At 67.6% G+C, this 17,675-nt stretch carries 18 protein-coding genes; 9 read left to right on the top strand and 9 right to left on the bottom strand.

Features of this window, described 5'->3' with window-relative positions; genetic code table 11:
- Nucleotides 1-8 precede the first annotated feature (8 nt).
- Entirely contained in the window at nt 9-1,163 is a 1,155-nt protein-coding gene (locus HALOF300_RS21725; RefSeq protein WP_269455321.1) for a hydroxymethylglutaryl-CoA synthase, read from the top strand.
- Between the two features lie 30 nt (nt 1,164-1,193).
- Here the strand turns inward: HALOF300_RS21725 and HALOF300_RS21730 are convergent, their stop codons facing one another.
- Complete coding sequence (locus HALOF300_RS21730) at nt 1,194-1,799, bottom strand: TetR family transcriptional regulator (RefSeq protein WP_156742991.1); 606 nt, start codon at nt 1,797-1,799, stop codon at nt 1,194-1,196.
- 133 nt (nt 1,800-1,932) lie between these two features.
- Between HALOF300_RS21730 and HALOF300_RS21735 the strand changes: the two genes are divergently transcribed.
- From HALOF300_RS21735 to glsA, 3 genes are all read left to right on the top strand, one after another.
- Nucleotides 1,933-2,415: a hypothetical protein gene (locus HALOF300_RS21735; RefSeq protein WP_156742992.1), complete on the top strand. Its 483-nt coding sequence runs from the start codon at nt 1,933-1,935 to the stop codon at nt 2,413-2,415.
- Nucleotides 2,416-2,550: 135 nt separating this feature from the next.
- Entirely contained in the window at nt 2,551-2,772 is a 222-nt protein-coding gene (locus HALOF300_RS21740) for a hypothetical protein (RefSeq protein ID WP_156742993.1), read from the top strand.
- Between the two features lie 69 nt (nt 2,773-2,841).
- Entirely contained in the window at nt 2,842-3,870 is a 1,029-nt protein-coding gene (glsA, locus tag HALOF300_RS21745) for a glutaminase A (protein WP_231955686.1), read from the top strand.
- Nucleotides 3,871-3,885: 15 nt separating this feature from the next.
- Here the strand turns inward: glsA and HALOF300_RS21750 are convergent, their stop codons facing one another.
- Entirely contained in the window at nt 3,886-4,758 is an 873-nt protein-coding gene (locus HALOF300_RS21750) for an alpha/beta hydrolase (RefSeq protein WP_197522755.1), read from the bottom strand.
- Nucleotides 4,759-4,828: 70 nt separating this feature from the next.
- Between HALOF300_RS21750 and HALOF300_RS21755 the strand changes: the two genes are divergently transcribed.
- Nucleotides 4,829-5,476: a TetR/AcrR family transcriptional regulator gene (locus tag HALOF300_RS21755; RefSeq protein WP_156742996.1), complete on the top strand. Its 648-nt coding sequence runs from the start codon at nt 4,829-4,831 to the stop codon at nt 5,474-5,476.
- Nucleotides 5,477-5,846: 370 nt separating this feature from the next.
- Here HALOF300_RS21755 and HALOF300_RS21760 read toward each other — a convergent pair whose 3' ends face one another.
- The 6 genes from HALOF300_RS21760 to HALOF300_RS21785 all read right to left on the bottom strand — a co-directional run bounded on the left by HALOF300_RS21760 (nt 5,847) and on the right by HALOF300_RS21785 (nt 13,095).
- Nucleotides 5,847-6,752, bottom strand: coding sequence for a carbohydrate ABC transporter permease (locus HALOF300_RS21760; RefSeq protein WP_197522756.1), 906 nt, complete (start codon nt 6,750-6,752; stop codon nt 5,847-5,849).
- Nucleotides 6,749-7,630 carry a carbohydrate ABC transporter permease gene (locus HALOF300_RS21765; RefSeq protein ID WP_156742997.1) on the bottom strand — a complete coding sequence of 294 codons (882 nt, stop codon included), beginning with the start codon at nt 7,628-7,630 and terminating at the stop codon, nt 6,749-6,751. Before HALOF300_RS21765 ends, HALOF300_RS21760 begins: the two co-directional genes overlap by 4 nt.
- 68 nt (nt 7,631-7,698) lie before the next feature.
- Nucleotides 7,699-9,069, bottom strand: a complete 1,371-nt coding sequence (locus HALOF300_RS21770) for an extracellular solute-binding protein (protein WP_156742998.1) — start codon at nt 9,067-9,069, stop codon at nt 7,699-7,701.
- A gap of 53 nt (nt 9,070-9,122) precedes the next feature.
- Nucleotides 9,123-10,112 (bottom strand): Gfo/Idh/MocA family protein, encoded by a 990-nt coding sequence (locus HALOF300_RS21775; RefSeq protein ID WP_156742999.1) that lies wholly within the window; start codon nt 10,110-10,112, stop codon nt 9,123-9,125.
- The gene (locus HALOF300_RS21780) at nt 10,109-11,122 is read right to left on the bottom strand and encodes an alcohol dehydrogenase catalytic domain-containing protein (RefSeq protein WP_197522757.1); all 1,014 of its coding nucleotides are present in this window, start codon (nt 11,120-11,122) and stop codon (nt 10,109-10,111) included. Before HALOF300_RS21780 ends, HALOF300_RS21775 begins: the two co-directional genes overlap by 4 nt.
- Before the next feature lie 77 nt (nt 11,123-11,199).
- Complete coding sequence (locus tag HALOF300_RS21785) at nt 11,200-13,095, bottom strand: glycoside hydrolase family 127 protein (RefSeq protein WP_156743001.1); 1,896 nt, start codon at nt 13,093-13,095, stop codon at nt 11,200-11,202.
- A gap of 268 nt (nt 13,096-13,363) precedes the next feature.
- Between HALOF300_RS21785 and HALOF300_RS21790 the strand changes: the two genes are divergently transcribed.
- Nucleotides 13,364-14,383, top strand: a complete 1,020-nt coding sequence (locus HALOF300_RS21790; protein WP_156743002.1) for a LacI family DNA-binding transcriptional regulator — start codon at nt 13,364-13,366, stop codon at nt 14,381-14,383.
- Between the two features lie 542 nt (nt 14,384-14,925).
- Nucleotides 14,926-15,327: a TetR family transcriptional regulator C-terminal domain-containing protein gene (locus tag HALOF300_RS21795; RefSeq protein ID WP_408636998.1), complete on the top strand. Its 402-nt coding sequence runs from the start codon at nt 14,926-14,928 to the stop codon at nt 15,325-15,327.
- 145 nt (nt 15,328-15,472) lie between these two features.
- On the opposite strand, the gene HALOF300_RS21800 is transcribed toward HALOF300_RS21795, so the two are convergent.
- Entirely contained in the window at nt 15,473-16,375 is a 903-nt protein-coding gene (locus HALOF300_RS21800; protein ID WP_156743004.1) for an alpha/beta fold hydrolase, read from the bottom strand.
- 236 nt (nt 16,376-16,611) lie between these two features.
- Here HALOF300_RS21800 and HALOF300_RS21805 point away from each other — a divergent pair, with 236 nt between their 5' ends.
- Nucleotides 16,612-16,785: a hypothetical protein gene (locus tag HALOF300_RS21805; protein ID WP_156743005.1), complete on the top strand. Its 174-nt coding sequence runs from the start codon at nt 16,612-16,614 to the stop codon at nt 16,783-16,785.
- Nucleotides 16,786-16,886: 101 nt separating this feature from the next.
- The gene (locus HALOF300_RS21810) at nt 16,887-17,465 is read left to right on the top strand and encodes a hemerythrin domain-containing protein (protein ID WP_156743006.1); all 579 of its coding nucleotides are present in this window, start codon (nt 16,887-16,889) and stop codon (nt 17,463-17,465) included.
- Nucleotides 17,466-17,675: the final 210 nt, after the last annotated feature.

Raw genomic sequence — 17,675 nt, forward strand, 5'->3', positions numbered from 1 at the left:
CAATCGGCATCGATGACCTCGCCTTCGCCACAGGCTCCTTCCGTATCGACCTCGCGGTCCTCGCCGCGCGGCTCGGCGCCGATCCGGCGAAGTACTACCGCGGGCTCGGGCAGTCCGAGATGAGCGTCGTGGCCGAGGACGAGGACGTCGTCACGTTGGGCGCCGCCGCGGCGCAGCAGATCCTCGCCCGCGGGGGCGCCGACGGGGTGCGCACGCTGATGTTCGCGACCGAGACCGGCATCGACCAGTCGAAGTCGGCCGGCGTCTACGTGCACAGGCTGCTCGGCCTCGGTCCGAACGTGCGTGTCGTGGAACTGAAGCAGGCCTGCTACTCGGCGACGGCGGCGATGCAGTTCGCAGCGGCACTCGTCGCCCGGGACCCCAGCGAGAAGGTGCTCGTGATCGCGAGCGACATCGCGCGCTACGAGCTGGACACGGCCGCGGAGCCGACGCAGGGCGCCGGCGCGGTGGCCTTCACGGTCACGGCGAACCCGGCGCTGCTCGAGCTCGAGCCGGCGAACGGGGTCTACACCGAGGACGTCATGGACTTCTGGCGGCCGAACCACTCGACGACCGCGATCGTGGACGGCAAGACCTCGATCACGGCGTACCTGGACGCCGTCGCCGGGGCGTTCGACGACTACCTGTCCCGCGGCGGCGCACCGTTCGACGCCATCGACTGGTTCTGCTATCACCAGCCGTTCACGAAGATGGCTGTCAAGGCCCACCGCCACCTGGCCGACCGCGCCGGGTCCGGCGCCGACCCGGCCGCCGTCGCCGCCCGGATCGAGCCGACGACCGGCTACAACCGGCGGATCGGGAACAGCTACACGGCGTCGGTCTACCTGGCCCTGCTCGCGCTGCTGGACGGTGCCGAGGACCTCGCCGGCAAGCGGGTCGCGATCGCCAGCTACGGCTCCGGAGCCGTCGCGGAATTCCTCACCGGAACGGTCCCGGCGAACTACCGGACGGCGTTGCGTGCCGCCGAGAACGAGCGGCGGCTCGCCGACAGGGTGCCCGTGGACGACGCCACCTACCTGGCGCTGCAGGACGCCGCCCGCCGCCGGGACCCCTCGAACTACGAGACCGCCCGGCAGACCCCTGCACCGTTCCGGTTCGGCGGTGTCCGCGACGACCAGCGGATCTACGAACCCACGGTCTGAGCAGGCCCGACGTGGCTCGCAGCGTCGCGGTCAGGCGGCAGTCGCCCAGATCGCACGCAGGGGCCGCATGCCCTCCTCGACGTACTCGGCGATCGGGTGTGTGCCGCCGTCGGTGAACCAGCGCTCCAGGGCGGCGAAGTACCCGAACGCGAGCGCGTTCGCGACCACGTGCGCCTGCGTCGGGCTCAAGCCTCGCTCCGGTGCCAGGAACGGTGCCACCCGTTTCGCTGCTCGGTCGAGCGTGGCGAGTGCGGCCATCCGCACCGACGGTTCGCTGAAGAAGTAGCGGACCCGTCGCCTGGAGGTCGGCTCCGTCTCGCCGGCCTCCGTCGGCGCAGGAATCCGGTCGGACGCGGCCTCGTAAGCCAGCACTGAGCCGAGCAGGCTCCCGACCGGGTCGGCCGGGTCGACCAACGCCGCCAGGTCCTCGTCGCTGAGGCTGTCGAAGTCATCGGCGACGAGGAGTCCCTCCTTGGTGCCGAAGTACCGGTACACGGACGACGGCGAAACCTCCGCCGCCGCGGCGATCTGCTCGATGGTGACGGCGTCGAACCCGCGCTCGTCGAAGAGGTCGAGCGCGCGCTCGGTGATGGTGTGGATGGCCGTGCGGCGCCACTGCTCGCGGAGTCCTGGCATCCACCGATGCTAACAGTTCTGACAGTCACTTTCTAAATACCGTTGACTCTCTCAACGTCGGGGTGTCACAGTGGCTCTCGTTGAGACAGTCACTGTCTGAATGGTTCCGTACCCGAACTGATAGGAGAACCGAATGACCGCAACGACCACGCCTCTTGCACGCCCCGGCCAGCGGGCCGCCCTGCCGGCACTGTGGATCGGGCTGGCACTCACGGCCGGCGTCGGCGCGTATGCGCTGCTCGACGGCTCGACGACGCACGTGCTCGCCGACCACATCCGGGCCACGTACCCAGCGTTCGACGCCCAGGACGTCCAGGCGGGCGTGGCCGCCTACGTGACGATCCTGCTCGGGGTCACCGGCCTCGGCGCGGCGGGCTGGCTCGCCACGATCTGGGCCGCACGCAGTGGCAGGGGTTGGACCATCTGGCTCGCCGTGGCGCTGCTCGTCGCCGCCGTAGGAGTCGCTGCCGTGGGCCTGACCACGCTGGACACCTCCGGTGAGGTCGGCCTCGCACCGCTGATGGGGTGGCTCCTGATGCTGCCCTCCCTGCCCGGGCTGGTGGCCGTCGTGCTGCTCTGGACACGTCGGCGGTCGGCATCGTCGAGCCCGAGGTGAGTGTCGCGCCGTACCGGCCGAGCGCCGCCGCATCCCGGTAGCAATCCGTCGGACCCGGCGTTGGCCGGGCCGTGGCACGCCGCGCCTGGGCGCTCAGGCGTCCGCTGTAGGGAGGCGGCCCGCCCGACCGGCGTGATGCGCCTGTGGAATCGCCTCGACGCCGCGCTGTACGCGCACGGCTGGGCGACCCCCAGCAGGGTCGCCGTGCTCGAGGTGCCCGGGCCACGGTCCGGGCGGGTCCGCTCGGTCCCGGTCGTGATCGCCGACGTCGACGGCGCCGACCACGTCGTCTCGATGTGCCAGAACAAGGGTCTCGACCCGCCGGAGTTCGCCGACTATTTCGGGCCCGCGGCGTAGTGGCCGTGCTCCGACGCTACGATCGTCATCCTGTCCCTTCTGTCCAGCGGGAGCCGCCTGGTGGAGACGCTGCACAATGACGAGGACGCCGCCCCGGTGGGTGTGCAGGAAGCCGCGGTCTCGACGGGCTCACTGCCCGCGCCCGCGGACGTCCAGGGCCTCTTGGCGGCGACACACGAGCGATACCAGCAGGACCGGCGGGGCGCCGTCGCCGACTACATCCCGGCACTCGCGGCGGCCGACCCCGACCTGTTCGGCCTGAGCCTGGCCGCGGTGGATGGAGCCGTCCACTCGGTGGGCGACGCTACGGTCGAGTTCTCCATCCAGTCGATCTCCAAGGCATTCCTGTTCGCGCTCGTCGATTCCGAACTGGGCCACGAGACGGTGCGGCAGGCGGTGGGCGTCAACAACACCGGCCTGCCGTTCGACTCGGTGATGGCGATCGAGCTCAACGCCGGCCGGCCCATGAACGCCATGGTGAACGCGGGCGCGATCGCGACGACCGGACTTGTCCCTGGTAGCACCGGTGACGAGCGGTGGGTTTTCATCCTCGACGGCCTGTCCGCGTTCGCGGGCCGGGACCTCCACGTCGATGCGGAGGTCTACCGCTCCGAGACCGCGAGCAACGGCCGGAACAGGTCGATCGCCGGCCTGTTGCGCTCGTACGGCAGCCTGGCCGCTGACCCGCATGAGACGGTCGATCTGTATACCCGGCAGTGCTCGGTGAAGGTGACCGCCGAGGATCTGGCCGTCATGGGGGCGACCCTGGCGCATGGCGGCGTCAACCCTCGAACGGGGCAGCGGGTGGTCGAGCCGTCGGTGTGCCGCGACACCCTTGCGGCCCTGGCCGCGTCCGGCCTCTACGAGCGCTCGGGCGACTGGCTCTATGAGATCGGCATGCCCGGAAAGAGTGGGGTGTCCGGCGGGCTCGTCACGATCTCACCGGGCAAGGGCGCTCTCGGCTCCTTCTCCCCACCGCTGGATCCCGCCGGCAACTCGGTGCGCGGCCAGCGGGCGGCACACTACCTGTCCAGCGCCCTTGGGCTGAACCTGTTCGCCTCCCGGCCACTGGCCAGCGGTGACGCGAGCTCCGGGTGAGCCGTCGATGCCGGCTCAGCCACGCAGTTCGCTGAGACTCTCGTTCGCGACAACGGCCAGCACGGTGTCGAGGGTGACGTCGGCACTGAGGATGCGGCTGTGGCCGAACCCTTCTGTCTCGATCAGCTGGACCTGACCGCCACGACGGGCCGCGAGTTGCCGGACCTCGCCGATGTCCGCCCAGCCGTCCGCGCGATCGTGGATGTAGGTGAGCCGCAGGTCGGGAGGCAGAGCGAGAACGGTGGCGTCGAAGCGTGTGTAGACGTCCGGCGCCGCGTGCCGCAGGCGGTTCGCGTACCACCCCTCGTGCAGGGCACGGGCACGCTCACCGAGGCCAAGGTTCCGGGCGAATACCTCGTTGAGGTACCGAAACCTGGTGATCGCCGCGATGGCGACGAGGTGTCTGGTGACGACGCTCTCGGCGGTCGCGGTGAGCGCCGCGAGTGAGCCGACCGAGTGGCCCACGACCGCGTGGAACGGGGTGGACTCGCGCTCGGCGAGGGCCGTGACGATCGCGTGATAGTCGCCGATGTTGGTGCGCCGACCCGGCGAGTCCCCGCACCCGGGCGCATCGAAGGAGACGACTCGGAATCCCTCGTAGCGCAGGTCCCTGACGAGAGCGGCGAACTGGGCGGCGCGCCCTCGCCAACCGTGCACGAGGAGGACCGTCCGCGCCCCCTGGCCCCATTCGTAGGTGACCACCTTTCGGCGGCCCACGTCGAGGACGGACCGTCGCGCCTCGTCATGGGTGGAGCGTTCGTACTCGCGGACGCGGCGGCGCGCACCCACCCGGGTGAAGAACGGGTAGGTCACTGCCGCCGCGAGCCGTGGCGACATCCGGTCGAGGGCGCGCACCGGTCGCCACTCGGGAAGACCTGAACCAGACATAGGGATCTCCAAACAGTACGGACGATCGTTCGGATAGATATGTGGACGACTGTACTGATATTCTCCGAATATGCCAACTGTCATCGACGGGCGTCGCGCCCGAGGGGATCGATCACGCAACGCCGTGCTTTCCGTGGCGACCCAGCTCGCGAGCACGGACGGGCTGACCGGTGTCTCCATCGCCCGACTCGCGACGGAGACATCCTCGAGCAAGAGCGGCGTCGCTGCCCTCTTCGGCTCGAAGGAGAACCTGCAGCTCGCGGTCGTCAGCGAGGCCAAGCGCGTCTTCGTCGAGGTTGTCGTCCAGCCCGCACGGACCGAGGCAGCCGGCCTCGACCGGCTGTGTGCGCTCGTGCGGACCTGGATCGGCTACTCGTCAGGCCGCACGTTCCGGGGCGGATGCTTCTTCCTCGCCGCGTCGGCAGAGTTCGCTGCGCACCCTGGAGCCGTGCGCGACGCGATCACCGAGGCGATGGATCTCTGGCGCTCCTACCTGGAGCACCAGATCGCACGGGCTATCGCGGACGGGGCGCTTCCCCGACTGGACGATGCCACCCAGCTCGGCTTCGAACTCGAGGCACTGCTGTCCCATGCCAACGCCCAGTCGACCCTGCACGACAGCAAGGAACCGTACCGGCGGGCAGAACGCGCGATCGTCGAGCGCCTCCAAGCCCTCGGCGCGGACCCGCGCGCGCTGGACCGCGTTCGCGCATCCTGACGGAGCCTCGGCCGGCCGTGTCCGCCCGGTCACGTCGCAGTCGGCGACGGGCGGCCCAGGGCCGTGAGCTCGAACTCGACGTGTGGCGGGTTCTGGGCGAAGCCGTGGCGCAGGATCGGTCCGCGCGGGCCATGGCTCGCAACGTCTGAGTCAGCACCTTCGCGGTCACTGCGCCAAGGGCTGTGCGGAGGTCGGTGAAGCACCGGGGCCGCTCGACGAGGTAGAGGACGACCATCACGTCCGAGACGACTCGGGTCAGGAGACGAAACTGCCCCGCCATCAGGCGGGGCAGACTTCGAACTTCTCGGCCTCGTGTGGAACTGAGGGAGTGTTCGTGGACGCGTTCAGCAGCACGGAGCAAATCGCCCTGTCAGCCCTTGATTCCAGTGAGCGTCACACCCTCGACGAAGTAGCGCTGCAGCACGAAGAACAGCACGATGATCGGGAGGATCACCACCAGGGACGCGGCCATCAGCAGGCCCCACTGTGCGGTGTACGTGCTCTGGAACGTAGCGAGCCCCAGCGCGAGCGTGAAGTTGTCACTGTCTGTCAGGTACAGCAACGGGCCGAGGAAGTCGTTCCAGACGCCGATGAAGGTGAAGATGGTGACGACCACGATGACGGGCTTCGACAACGGCATCACGATCCGCGTGAACACCTGCCAAGGGTTGGCGCCGTCGATGTAGGCGGCCTCATCCATCTCGTAGGGAATGGTGAGGAAGAACTGCCGGATCAGGAAGATGTTGAAGACACCACCGCCGGCGCCGGCGAACCAGGCCGGCAACGTCAGCGGGATGAAGGTGTCCAGCGCACCGAGCGCCGCCCAGCCCACGAAGGTCGGAATGAGTGTGACGGCATACGGCAGCATCACGCCGGTCAGCAGTAGCCCGAAAACGAGGTTGCGACCACGCCAGCGCAGTCGCGCGAAGCTGAAGGCCGTGAGCGAGCACGTCAGCACCGTCCCGGTGACGACAAGCACCTCGATGATCATCGTGTTGAGGAAGTAGCGCGCGAAGGGCTGCGCGGTCAGCGCCTCGGGAAAGTTCTCCCACGCGAACGGGTTCGGGATCCATTGGGGCGGGTTGATGAAGATCTGGGCATCGGTCATCAAGGCGCTGCGGATCAGCCAGACGAACGGCATCAGCATCAGCACGGCGCCGAACGCGAGAATGAGGAACATCATCGCTCGCGTCAAGGGTCGCCCACCCGTGACCTGGTCCCCGGTGCGCTGGCGTCGGTGCCCGACGCTCAGCACGGACCGCATGGCGGAACTCATCGGGCGCCTCCCGCTTCGTAGTAGACCCAACTCCGGGCGTTGCGGAACAGCAGCGCCGTGATGATGAGGACAATGAGGAACAGCACCCACGCCAGTGCGCTGGCATATCCCATCTGACTGTCCGTGAAGGCTTGGGTGTAGAGGTAGTAGATGTAGAACAGCGTCGAGTTGTTCGGGCCGCCGCTCGTCATGATGTAGGCCTGGTTGAAGACCTGGAACGTGCCGATCACGCCTGTGACGAGGTTGTAGAAGATCACCGGCGTCATGAACGGCAGCGTGACGTGCCGGAACTTGGCCCATGCCCCACCGCCGTCGAGTGCGACAGCCTCGTAGAGGTGGCGTGGGACCCCTTGGAGCCCCGCGAGGAAGATGACCATCGCGTTCCCGAAGCCCCAGGTGCTCATGATGATGAGCGAGGGGATCGCGGTGGATTCGGAGTAGATCCAGTTCGAGGTCGGCAATCCGAGCGCCCGGAGGATCGAGTTGAAGAGGCCGGAGTCCGGGTTGAAGATCCAGATCCACAGAACAGCACTGGCGACGGCGGGCACGAGCGTGGGCAGGTAGTAGATCGTGCGCCACATCGACTGCCTCCGCCAGCCGGCGTTGACCAGCATGGCAACGACGAACCCGACCACCAGTGCGATCGGCACGGCGGCGAGGGTGTAGTAGGTGGTCACGCCCAGCGACTTCCAGAACAACGGGTCGTCGGCCATCGCCTGGTAGTTGCCCAAGCCGATGAAGTTCGGCGTGGCCCCGACCGTCCAGTCGGTCAGGCTGAAGATGAACGACGCCACCATCGGGCCGATCGTGAAGATCACGAAGCCGAGGATCGCGGGCATCGCGAACAGGACCCCCCACCGCGCCTCGGCACGTCCCATCCGGCTACCGCGCCCCCCGCGAGCGCGGGGAGTCCTCGTGACGGTAGGCGCATCTGCTGTTGCGGTACTCATACCAACGGGTTCGGGTAGAAGCCCTGCAGCATCCCGTCGTTGAGCTGGCCGGCCACCTCATCCATCACGGTCTGGACGTCTTCCTCGCCGGTCTGGATACGCTCCATCGCGGGCACGATCACCTTGTCGATCTCCTCGAAGTTCTTCATCCTCTCGGCGAAGTACCGCTTGGAGCTCGAAACTGTGTAGTCGACGACGGCGGTGCGGTACTCCTCAGGATGCGCGTCGTTGTCGATCCAGACCTTCACGAGCTCGTCGTCGGTGTAGTACTTCTCCTCGACCGGCATCCACAGCCCGGATGAGAACAGGCTGACCACCGACGGGTCGGACTGGTAGGTGTACAGCTCCAGCGCCTCGTCCAGGTGTTCGGTCTCCGCGGAGATGCCGATCGCGCCACCCATCGACGCGGTCGAGGGTGTTCCGTAGCTCGGGAGCACCCCGATGCCGTACTCGAAGTCTGCCCCGCTGATGTCCAGCAGCGCCCACTGCCCGTCGATCGCCATCCCGAGGCGGTCGGAGGCGAGCTGCGACGGGGTCGACGGCGCGTTGTTCCCGAGCTGTGTGGGTGATGGCGCCACCCGGTGTACATGCATGAGGTCGACCAGGTTCTGCAGCACCTCGACCGCCTCTGGGCTGTTGAGCTGAGTGGTCGTGCCGGACTCGTCGACGACGTCAACGCCGTTGCTCAACAGCAGCCCGTACCAGGCAGCCGACCACATGTTCGCCAACGTCCCGAACCGGGCCACCTGGGTGGTGTCGAATCCGTCCTCGTCGGGTCGACGCCCGTTCTGGTCCACGGTGAGCCGGTACGCCGCATCGACGAACGCGTCCCAGGTCCAGGCACCGTCGGCCGTGACCGGGGGCAGCTCGATCCCGGCTTCGGAGAAGGCCTTCTTGTTGGTGAAGAGGCACATGATCTCGAGTGCGGCCGGTGTGCCGAAGGTCTGGGTCTCGCTCCAGTAGTTGTATGCCTCCGGCAGCCGCTCACCGATGCCCGGATAGTCGTCGAAGTACGGGCCAAGGTCGAGCAACCTGTCCTGCTCGGCGAGCCGGTAGGCCATCGGGTTGTTGATGTAGGCGATGTCGGGCATCCGGTTGGACGCGATCAGTGCGTTGAGCTTGGTGTCGTAGTCGTCCGGCGTGTAGAGCGGCTCGACCGTGAGGTCGGCGTCCTCGGGCAGGGTGCCCTGGAAGCTGGAGAGCATGCCTTCGACCGCCTCCTGCTCGGCGGTCGACCCCCAGAACATGTACTGCATCTTGGGGCCGCCTGAACTGCAGGCTACGAGAGAGCCACCGACGGCGGTTCCCAGTGCGGCGACGCCGCCGAGACGTAGCACGTCTCGTCGGTTGAGGAAGATCGGCTTCATTGTCGGGCTCCTAGCGGGTTGGCGGTGCGGGAGGTTGGATCTGCCTGACGACGTCAGTGCGGTGGGGCGACCGGCGTGCGCCGCCCGGTCTCGAAGGACGCGATCGCGGCGTGAGCGAGCTCGAGCGCGCGGCGCCCGGCGCGCGCGTGAACCGGTGGCGGGTCGCCGGCCCGCAGCGCCGAGAGAATGTGCTCGACGTGGCGGTCGAACGTGCCGTGGAAGCGGCGGGCCTCGTCGTCGAAGTAGCCCGCCTCCCAGACCCGGCGTTCAGCGTTCCCGGCTCGGGAGATCTCCAGGCGACGGACGGTGTCATGGATCGCCAGGCGACCTTCCGTTCCGTTGACCTCGACGAGCTGGCTGTCCGGATAGGCGTAGGAGCTGTCGTAGCTGCCGAGCATGGTCCCGACCACGCCGTCGGCTAGTTCGAGGGCCAACGCGATCGTGCTGTAGTCGCCGTAGGTTGCGTCGGTCATCTGGGCCGCGACGGACACCACGGGTCCCACGAGATGCTCGATCATGTCGAAGCCGTGGCACTGGGTCTCGATGAGATTGGCGTGCCGCGACGCGCCGTGATTGGCCTCACCACCGAAGCGCCAGGTGACGAAGACCAGGCGACCCAGCTCTCCGGCATCGATCGCAGCTCTGGCGCGTTGCACCGGCTCGGCGTACCGGTGATTGAAGTTGATCGCGAAGAAGCTCCCGGACACCTCGGCCGCATCGAGCAGTGCGTCCGCCTCCCCGAGGTCGAACACGAGCGGCTTCTCGACCAGTAGGTCCACGCCCGCCTCCAGCAGGTGGCGGGTGACCTGGAAGTGTCCCTCGTTGGGCAGGCATACCGTCACGAGATCGGGTTGCTCGTCCTCCAGCATGCGGTCAAGCTCGGTATAGGCGCGGGTGTCGTATGCGCGCGCGCGGCGGGCGGTGCGTTCCGGGTCGCGCCCCACGACAGCCACGAGGTCCGTGTCCGGGCGGCCGGCGAAGATCCTGGCGTGCTCGGCGCCCCACGTTCCCGCACCCACGACCGCAACCTTGACCGGGCTCATGGCGTCACCTCCTGGGTGACGACGACCTTGCCGGTCCTCCCCGACAGGAACAGCTCGAAGGCAGCGGGGAGCTCGGCGACGTCGACCGTGTGGGTCACGATCGAGGACAGATAGTCGAGGTTGTCGCGAAGCGCCTGCAGGTTCTCCGGCATCTCGTCGAACCGGAAGTACTCGCTGCCGAGCACTGCCCGCTCCGGCGCGATCAGGTCGCGGGAGACATCGATGCCGAGCCCCTCGCCATGGCCGACGCAGATGAGCGCGCCCCGCTGGCCGAGGGACCGCAGCGCTGTCTCGCGGGCCACGGTCTTTCCGGACGAGTCGAACGCGATGTCGGGCCGCAGCGCCAGGATGGAGGCCTCGTCGCGTGCGTCGACGGGCCGCGCCCCCAGCCGGGCGGCGAGGTCGAGCCGGAACTCGCTGATGTCGCTCACGTACACCGGGAAGTCGTGGCCGTAGCGGACCTTTGCCATCGCGGCGAGACCCAGGCCGATCGGGCCGGCACCCACCACGAGGACGCTCTGTGTGTCGGGGCGTACCAGCTCCGCCCGCCCCAGGGCGTGCGTGCTCGTCCCCATGACGTCGAGCAGCATGGTCGCGGCGACGAGGGAGACGTCCTCGGTCACCGGGAAGAAGTTCGTCTCGTGCACGATCGCGTAGGGCCCGTACCCGCCGTCGGACGTCTGTCCCACGTCCTGGCGCTTCGCCGAGCACTGGTTGGTGGCCCCGACGCTGCAGGAGCGGCACTCACCGCAGAAGTCCATGAGGTAGATCGCGCCACGCGTCCCGATCGGCAGGGTGGTGCCCGGCCCGGCCGACTCCACCACGCCGGCGGCCTCGTGGCCCGGCACGATCTCGACGCCCTGCGTGTACTCCTTGCGGTCGGTTCCGCAGATCGCGTTCGCACCGATGCGGATCCGGAGTTCGCCCGGTCCGGGATCGCGATAGAAGTGATCGGCGACACGGATACGGCCGGCTCCGTCAAAGTGGGGCGCAGGCGCGGTGATGCTCACTGAGGTGCCTCTTTCAGGGTGCGGTGGTCCACCGGTCGGCCCTTGTGGGCCACCGTTCGGTGGGTGAATGTCTAGGGTCAGGCGTCGATCGGGAGCCAGACCTTCATCGGTCCGATCTCTCGGTTGGCCCACATGAAGTACGGGATGGCGACGAGCCGGCCCACGTCACCGTCGGGCAGGTTGCGTGCAGCTGCGGTGATGACCGGTATGCCGCCGAACAGGTCGTCGCGCCACTCCTGAGCCAGATCGGTGGAAACGATGGCGACGTCGTCGACGCGCAGACCCGCGCCCTGGTCGACGTGCTCGATCGCGTAGACGAGCGGGCCGCGCTCGATGGTGACGCTTCCCCGGACCGCGTCCACGCGGTGGTGCCCACGGGTGGTGCGCGGCGTCATCGGCAGCACGAGCCGCACCACGTCGCCCGTGCGCCAGCTGCGGCGCACCCTGGCGTACTCACCCGGCACGATCGGAACCGGATCCCCAACGACCTCAAGAGTGGCGCCGGCGGCCCACCCGGGCACCCGCAGACTGAGCTCGCGCTCGCCATCGGGGGCATCGTCGACGATGAACTCGATGTCGCCTCGCCAGGGGTAGTCCGACGCCATGCTCAGTTGCAGGCCGCCGCCACAGACCGTGGCGGAGCCGTACTGGTGGACCTGTAGACCGGCATCCGTCGCCGTCGCCATGTAGTGGTGCCAGGACGCCAATGTGCGCATGAGGTTGGTGGGGCAGCACGAGCAGCCGAACCACTCCTGCCGGCCGGCCGCACCCATGCGGTCGTCGTAGGGGATCGCCCCTTCGCGCACCTGGAGGGTGTTGACGTAGAAGTACCGGTCGCCGGCGAGCGTCACCCCCGAGAGCACCGCGTTGTAGAGCTGCCGTTCGACGAGATCGGCGTACTTGGCCTCTCCGGTCGCCAGGAGCAGCCGCCACGTCCACTGGATACTGGCGATCGCCGCGCAGGTCTCCCCGTAGCCCCTGTCGGACGGCAGCTCGTAGGGGTCGCCGAACGCCTCTCCCTCCCAGCGTGAGCCCAGGCTGCCGTTGACGTACATCTTCGCCTCGACCATGTTGTCCCACTGACGGCGCATCGCGGCGAAGAGTTCATGATCTCCGGTCTCGACCGCGACGTCCGTGGCACCGGCTGCCAGGTAGACGGCACGGACGGCGTGTCCCTCCGGGTAGACCGTGTCGCGAACCGGGATGCGATCGCTGAAGTAGACCGACGTCCAGCCCTGCCAGGTGGGGTCGGTCAGCGTGCCGTGACCGCGCGCCTCGACGAAATAGGACGCCAGGTCGAGGTACCGCCGCTCCCCCGTCACCCGGTACAGCTCGACCAGCGCCATCTCAACGAGCGGGTGGCCGCACATCTCGCGACGCTTGTCGAAGCCGAAGGTGGCGTCGAGGTGGTCGGCAGCTTTCCGGGCTACGTCAAGCAGTTCCCGCGCCCCCGAGGTGCGGTAGCGCGCGACAGCCGCCTGGATCATCGTCGCCATGTTGAAGATCTCGTGGTCGTAGGAGATCCACTCGTAGCGATCCCGCTTGCCGGCGATCTGGTTGAAGGTGGACAGGTAGCCATCGGGCGCCTGGGCCGAGGCGACGAGTTCGATATAGCGCTCGAGCCACTCGGCCAGCTGCTGGTCCTGCGACCGACCATGTTCCCAGGCAGTCGCCTCGAGCCACTTGAATGCCTCGCCGTCCTCGAACACCGGCCCGTGGTACGGCTGACCAACCGTGCCACTGGCCGCATTCGCGAAGTTCGTCCAGGCCTGCTGGCGATCGAGGTGCTGCTGCCCACGAACGATCGAGGTCGTGGCGTTCTCCTGCTGGAGCCTGCTCAGGAAGCCATCCGTGAGCCGGACGTCGGCGAAGCCGAGCGGCGTCAGCACCGTGGCAGCCCGCGGTTGCACCGGACCTCCCCCGAGACTCTGGGCGTCGACTGCGGTGATGGTCGGGTCGGACTGAACGGACACGGTGCTCCCCGGTGAGATGTACGTGCTTCGGTGGACGTCTTGCGGCCCAACTCTGGGCTATGGCTGACACTCTGGCACAAGCACCGCAACTCAAGCAACATGTTTCCGCATTTTCCGTGATGGAGACCCGACCGGCGACTGCTCGTGGGCGCGGCTGTACTTCCCCGGTCCACGACTGTCAAATGTATGCATCCTGCGCCTCGCCCCTGCGGCTTGGCCTGCCAGCGCACCGGAGCCGCTAGAGTTTCCGGAAACAGAGAGGAACGACGTGACAGATCCGCAACGCCGAACGACGATTCGCGATGTCGCGGCACGGGCAGGCGTCTCTCCTGGAACAGTGTCCAAGGCGCTGAACGGGACCGGACAGATCAGCGCCGGGACGCGGCAGCGCATCTTGGCCGCGGCCGCGGAGACCGGATTCAAGCCGAACGAGCTCGCGCGCAGCGTCTTCGAGCGGCGCAGTTACACGGTAGGGATGATCACCACCGACAGTTTCGAGCGGTTCAGCGTCCCCGTGATGCTCGGAGCGGAGGACGCGCTGGGTGCCGGGCGGATCTCGGTCTTCCTCTGCGACAGTCGCGATGACCCGATCCGGGAGAAGCACTACATCGACGTGCTGCAGGGGCGGCGGGTCGACGGTTTCATCGTGACCGGCCGCAGCTCGAACGTCCGGCAGCCCCTCACCGTCGAGCCGGGGACGCCCGTCGTCTACGCGCTCACGCCGTCGGCCGACCCGACCGACTGCTCGATCGTCGTGGACGACGCTGCCGCGGGGAGGATCGCGGGCGAGCACTTCCTGCGGATGGGTCGATCTCGGATCGCGCACGTGACCGGACCCGAGCATTTCGACGCGGCACGGGAGCGGGCCAGCGGGTTGCAGGATGCGCTGGCCGCCGCGGGCACCTCCCTGATCGCGCCCACGTTCTACGGCGGCTGGGGAGAGGAGTGGGGGCGGCAGGCCGGACAGATGCTGCTGCGTGCGCATCCTGATGTCGACGCGATCTACTGCGGTAGCGACCTCGTCGCCCGTGGCGTGGGCGACAGCATGCGCGAGCTCGGCCGGCACGTGCCGCGCGATGTCGCGCTGATCGGGACCGACAACTGGGAGATCGTCGCGACCGGCGCCCGCCCCCCGCTCACCACCGTGGACACCGGCCTGTCCGAGGTTGGCAGGATCGCCGCCGAGCGGCTCCTCGACGCGATCGCGGGCCGCCAGCACGCGGGCATCGAACGTGTCGCTCCGCACCTGGTCATCCGCGGCTCGACCGATTCCACAGGGGCGGCCTAGCCTTCGCAAACCGCCTCCGTAGCGTCCGTCACGTCCGAGCACCGGGTGCGGCATCGCACGACTAGCGACGGCGAAGCCATCCCACCTCGCGCGGCCGCGGACAGCACGAGCGATCGGGTTGCGGATCGCCATGGTCAGCGGGCGAGTCTGCGGCACGGTCGGTGGCAGGTTGTAGTCACGCGGCCGGCGTGGTGATGACGACTCGATCGGTCCGTCGACCGAGGGCGACCTGTCGGCGTCGGCGACGATAGGTGCGTTCGATACAAGAAGACGCCCAGTCCTGCCCACTGATCACCCCTCCCAGGGTCGCGACAGGTGAGCACTTTCACCCCTCGATCAGTGATCCGTCTTCATCCGTTGCCGATACCGATGTCGGCCTCGACGCCGAATCCGCGAAGCAGTGACCTGCCGAGCCGGGTTGTCAGTGCTCGGTCCCGTTCAGCCGTCCCGTGCTGGGAGCGGAGCGCCATGGTCACATCAGAGTGGCCGCCGCGCTGCAACCACTCGGCAGGGTCGCACCGTACTGCCGCTTGCCGCGTCCGGTGCCGGATTCGTTGTCCCAGATCAACCGCCGCGGGACCCGACCCAGGACCCGAAGCAGCACCCACATCACATTCCGGGGCGGATGCTTCTTCCTCGCCGCGTCGGCAGAGTTCGCTGCGCACCCTGGAGCCGTGCGCGACGCGATCACCGAGGCGATGGATCTCTGGCGCTCCTACCTGGAACACCAGATCGCACGGGCTATCGCGGACGGGGCGCTTCCCCGACTGGACGATGCCACCCAGCTCGGCTTCGAACTCGAGGCACTGCTGTCCCATGCCAACGCCCAGTCGACCCTGCACGATTCCAGCGAACCCTACCGACGCGCGGAACGCGCCATCGTCGAACGACTCCGGGCCCTGGGCGGGGACCCGCACGTGCTGGAGTTCGTACGCGCTCCCTGACGGAAGCGTCGCCCGTGCGGTTGCGCGCTGAGAGCAGGTCCGCGAGGTGATCGTCGCTCCAGGCGTGAGACGCCCCGGCCAGGCGGGGCAGAGTTCGAACTTCTCGCCCGAGCACGGGGTGTACACAGATGGAACTCACCCATGGCTAATCGGGCGCCGCCCCCTGGCCCGCCTGGACCTGGGTGTGCCGGATGAAGTCGAGCATGAGCGGCGTCGCCTCGACGGAGTGCGTTTCCAGCAAGAGGTGGCCCGCGTCGAGGATGTGGGCCTCCATTCTCGGCAGCACCTGCATCCATGACACGGTCTCGGACAGATCGAAGAATGAGTCGTGCCTGCCCCAGAGCAACAGCGCAGGCGGCTGCCAGTCCCTGAGGTACTCGGCGATAACTCCGAACCGGTCGACGTATCGTCCGTAGTCCGCGATGAGCGTTCGTTGCAACTCCATCCGGCCCGGCAGGCACATGATCCGCCAGTCCTCCTCCCAGCGCTCGGCCGGGATGCTCGCGGTCACGTCAGGCGGGACAGCGGCAAGGTACTGGTCGCGTGTGCCCTCAAGCGTAAGATGCGCGGTCGCAGCCGCCTCGTTCTCTGGGGTTGGGCTGGACCAGTAGGCGATCGTCGCCTCCCAGCCCGGCCCGAGCCCCGTCCGATGCGCGTTGGCGTTCTGCACGATCAGACCCAGCACCTCCTCAGGTGCTCTCATCGCGACATGGAGACCAACCGGTGCACCGAAGTCATGGAGGTAGATGTACCGCGGGCCGACACCAAGCCGCTCCAGCAGTTCCGAGATGGCCCGACCCAGGGCGGGGAACGAGACGGTCGGCAGAACACCGGACTCCCCGAAGCCGGGCAGATCGGGCGCGATCACGTAGGCGATCCTGGCGAGGTCCGGTATGACTTCCCGGAACATCGCACTGGAATTCGGGAACCCGTGCAGGAGCAGGACGGCCGGCTTGGACGCATCGCCTGCGGTGACGAAGGACAACTCGGTGCCGCCGGAGAGCCGTAACCGTTGCCGCGGCCCGTGCGAACCCCTCGAACTCCCCATGCGATCACCTCTCTCTTGAAGTTCACATCGCTCAAGCTTTGCAGGTCAAGTGGTTCCTGCTCGGAGCCATGATTCAGCGTCAGCGGGCGGAGGAGGACCCCGACCACGTCACCGGTGCGTCGCAGCCATGTGATGCCCACAGGCGATGCCATCGCCCTGCACGTCGTGCCGCCTGTCCTTCAGAATGCGGCTACCTGCAACTGGTGCGACCCTGATGAGCACGGAAGATCGGGGGAATGAGCACCTGGAGGTTCACCGTGTCACTTTGGTTGCTACTCATCATTCTCGGCATCATCCTCGCGATCATCGGCTTCGCAGGTGTCGGACAGATCCTGATCTGGATCGGCGTTGCCGTGTTGGTCATCGGTCTGATCCTCTCTCTCACGAGCAGGCGGCGAAACCGGGTCTGAACGGGTGGCGTGCACCTCTGGGTGTCGGCATTGTCCTGGGATCGACCTGAGCTCGTTCCGTATTCAACACGGAGACGATTCACGAGGAAGGAAATGCCGTCATGACTACGCCTACGAAGGACGTCGTCGACCTCATCTTGAACGACCACCGGGAGGTCGAGCGACTCTTCGAGGAGTTGCGCAGCAAGCCAGCGACAAGGGCGAACAACCTGCCCGTACTGATCTCGCTGCTGACCGCACACAGCCGAGCGGAGGAGGCCGAGGTCTATCCCGTCGCGGCATCCGAAGCGGGCGCGGCTCACGACGTCGAGCACAGCCAGGAGGAACACATCGAGGCGGACCAGCTCCTCGCGCGCCTCGCGGAGACCAATCCCAGCTCGCCCGAGTTCGACACGGTCCTGCAAGAGGTTGTCGACGCCATCACCCACCATGTCGAGGAGGAGGAGGCCAAGGTTCTGCCCGCGATACGGTCTAACCTCCCGGACTCGCGCCGGGCTGAATTGGGTGAAGCGTTCCTTGTGAGCAGGCAGGGACATCTCGGCGAGATGCCCGGCGACATACGCAAGAGCGAACTGGACCAGCAAGCCGCGAACGCCGGCATGCCCGGCGCAAGTTCGATGAGCAAGGAACAGACCAAGAGCGCCCTGCAGGAGAAGGTGCAACAGTCCGAGGAGCAATAGTTCGAGATCGTCTCTGCACAGGGCCGCGACCCCGCGCCTGCGACTCGACGGGTCGGTAGACACCGCGAGCAAGCTGCCACATCACTCTCCGAGCGCCTCGGTCTACGACGCCTAAGCCTCGATCCACCGATGGGCTAGGTGTTGTCGGTGGCGTGGGGGCGTGAGAATGCCCTTCTGACCTGGGAAGATACGACTTGTCGAAGGTCCGTA

This window comes from Occultella aeris (genome assembly GCF_902703175.1).
Classification (GTDB): Bacteria; Actinomycetota; Actinomycetes; order Actinomycetales; family Beutenbergiaceae; genus Occultella; species Occultella aeris.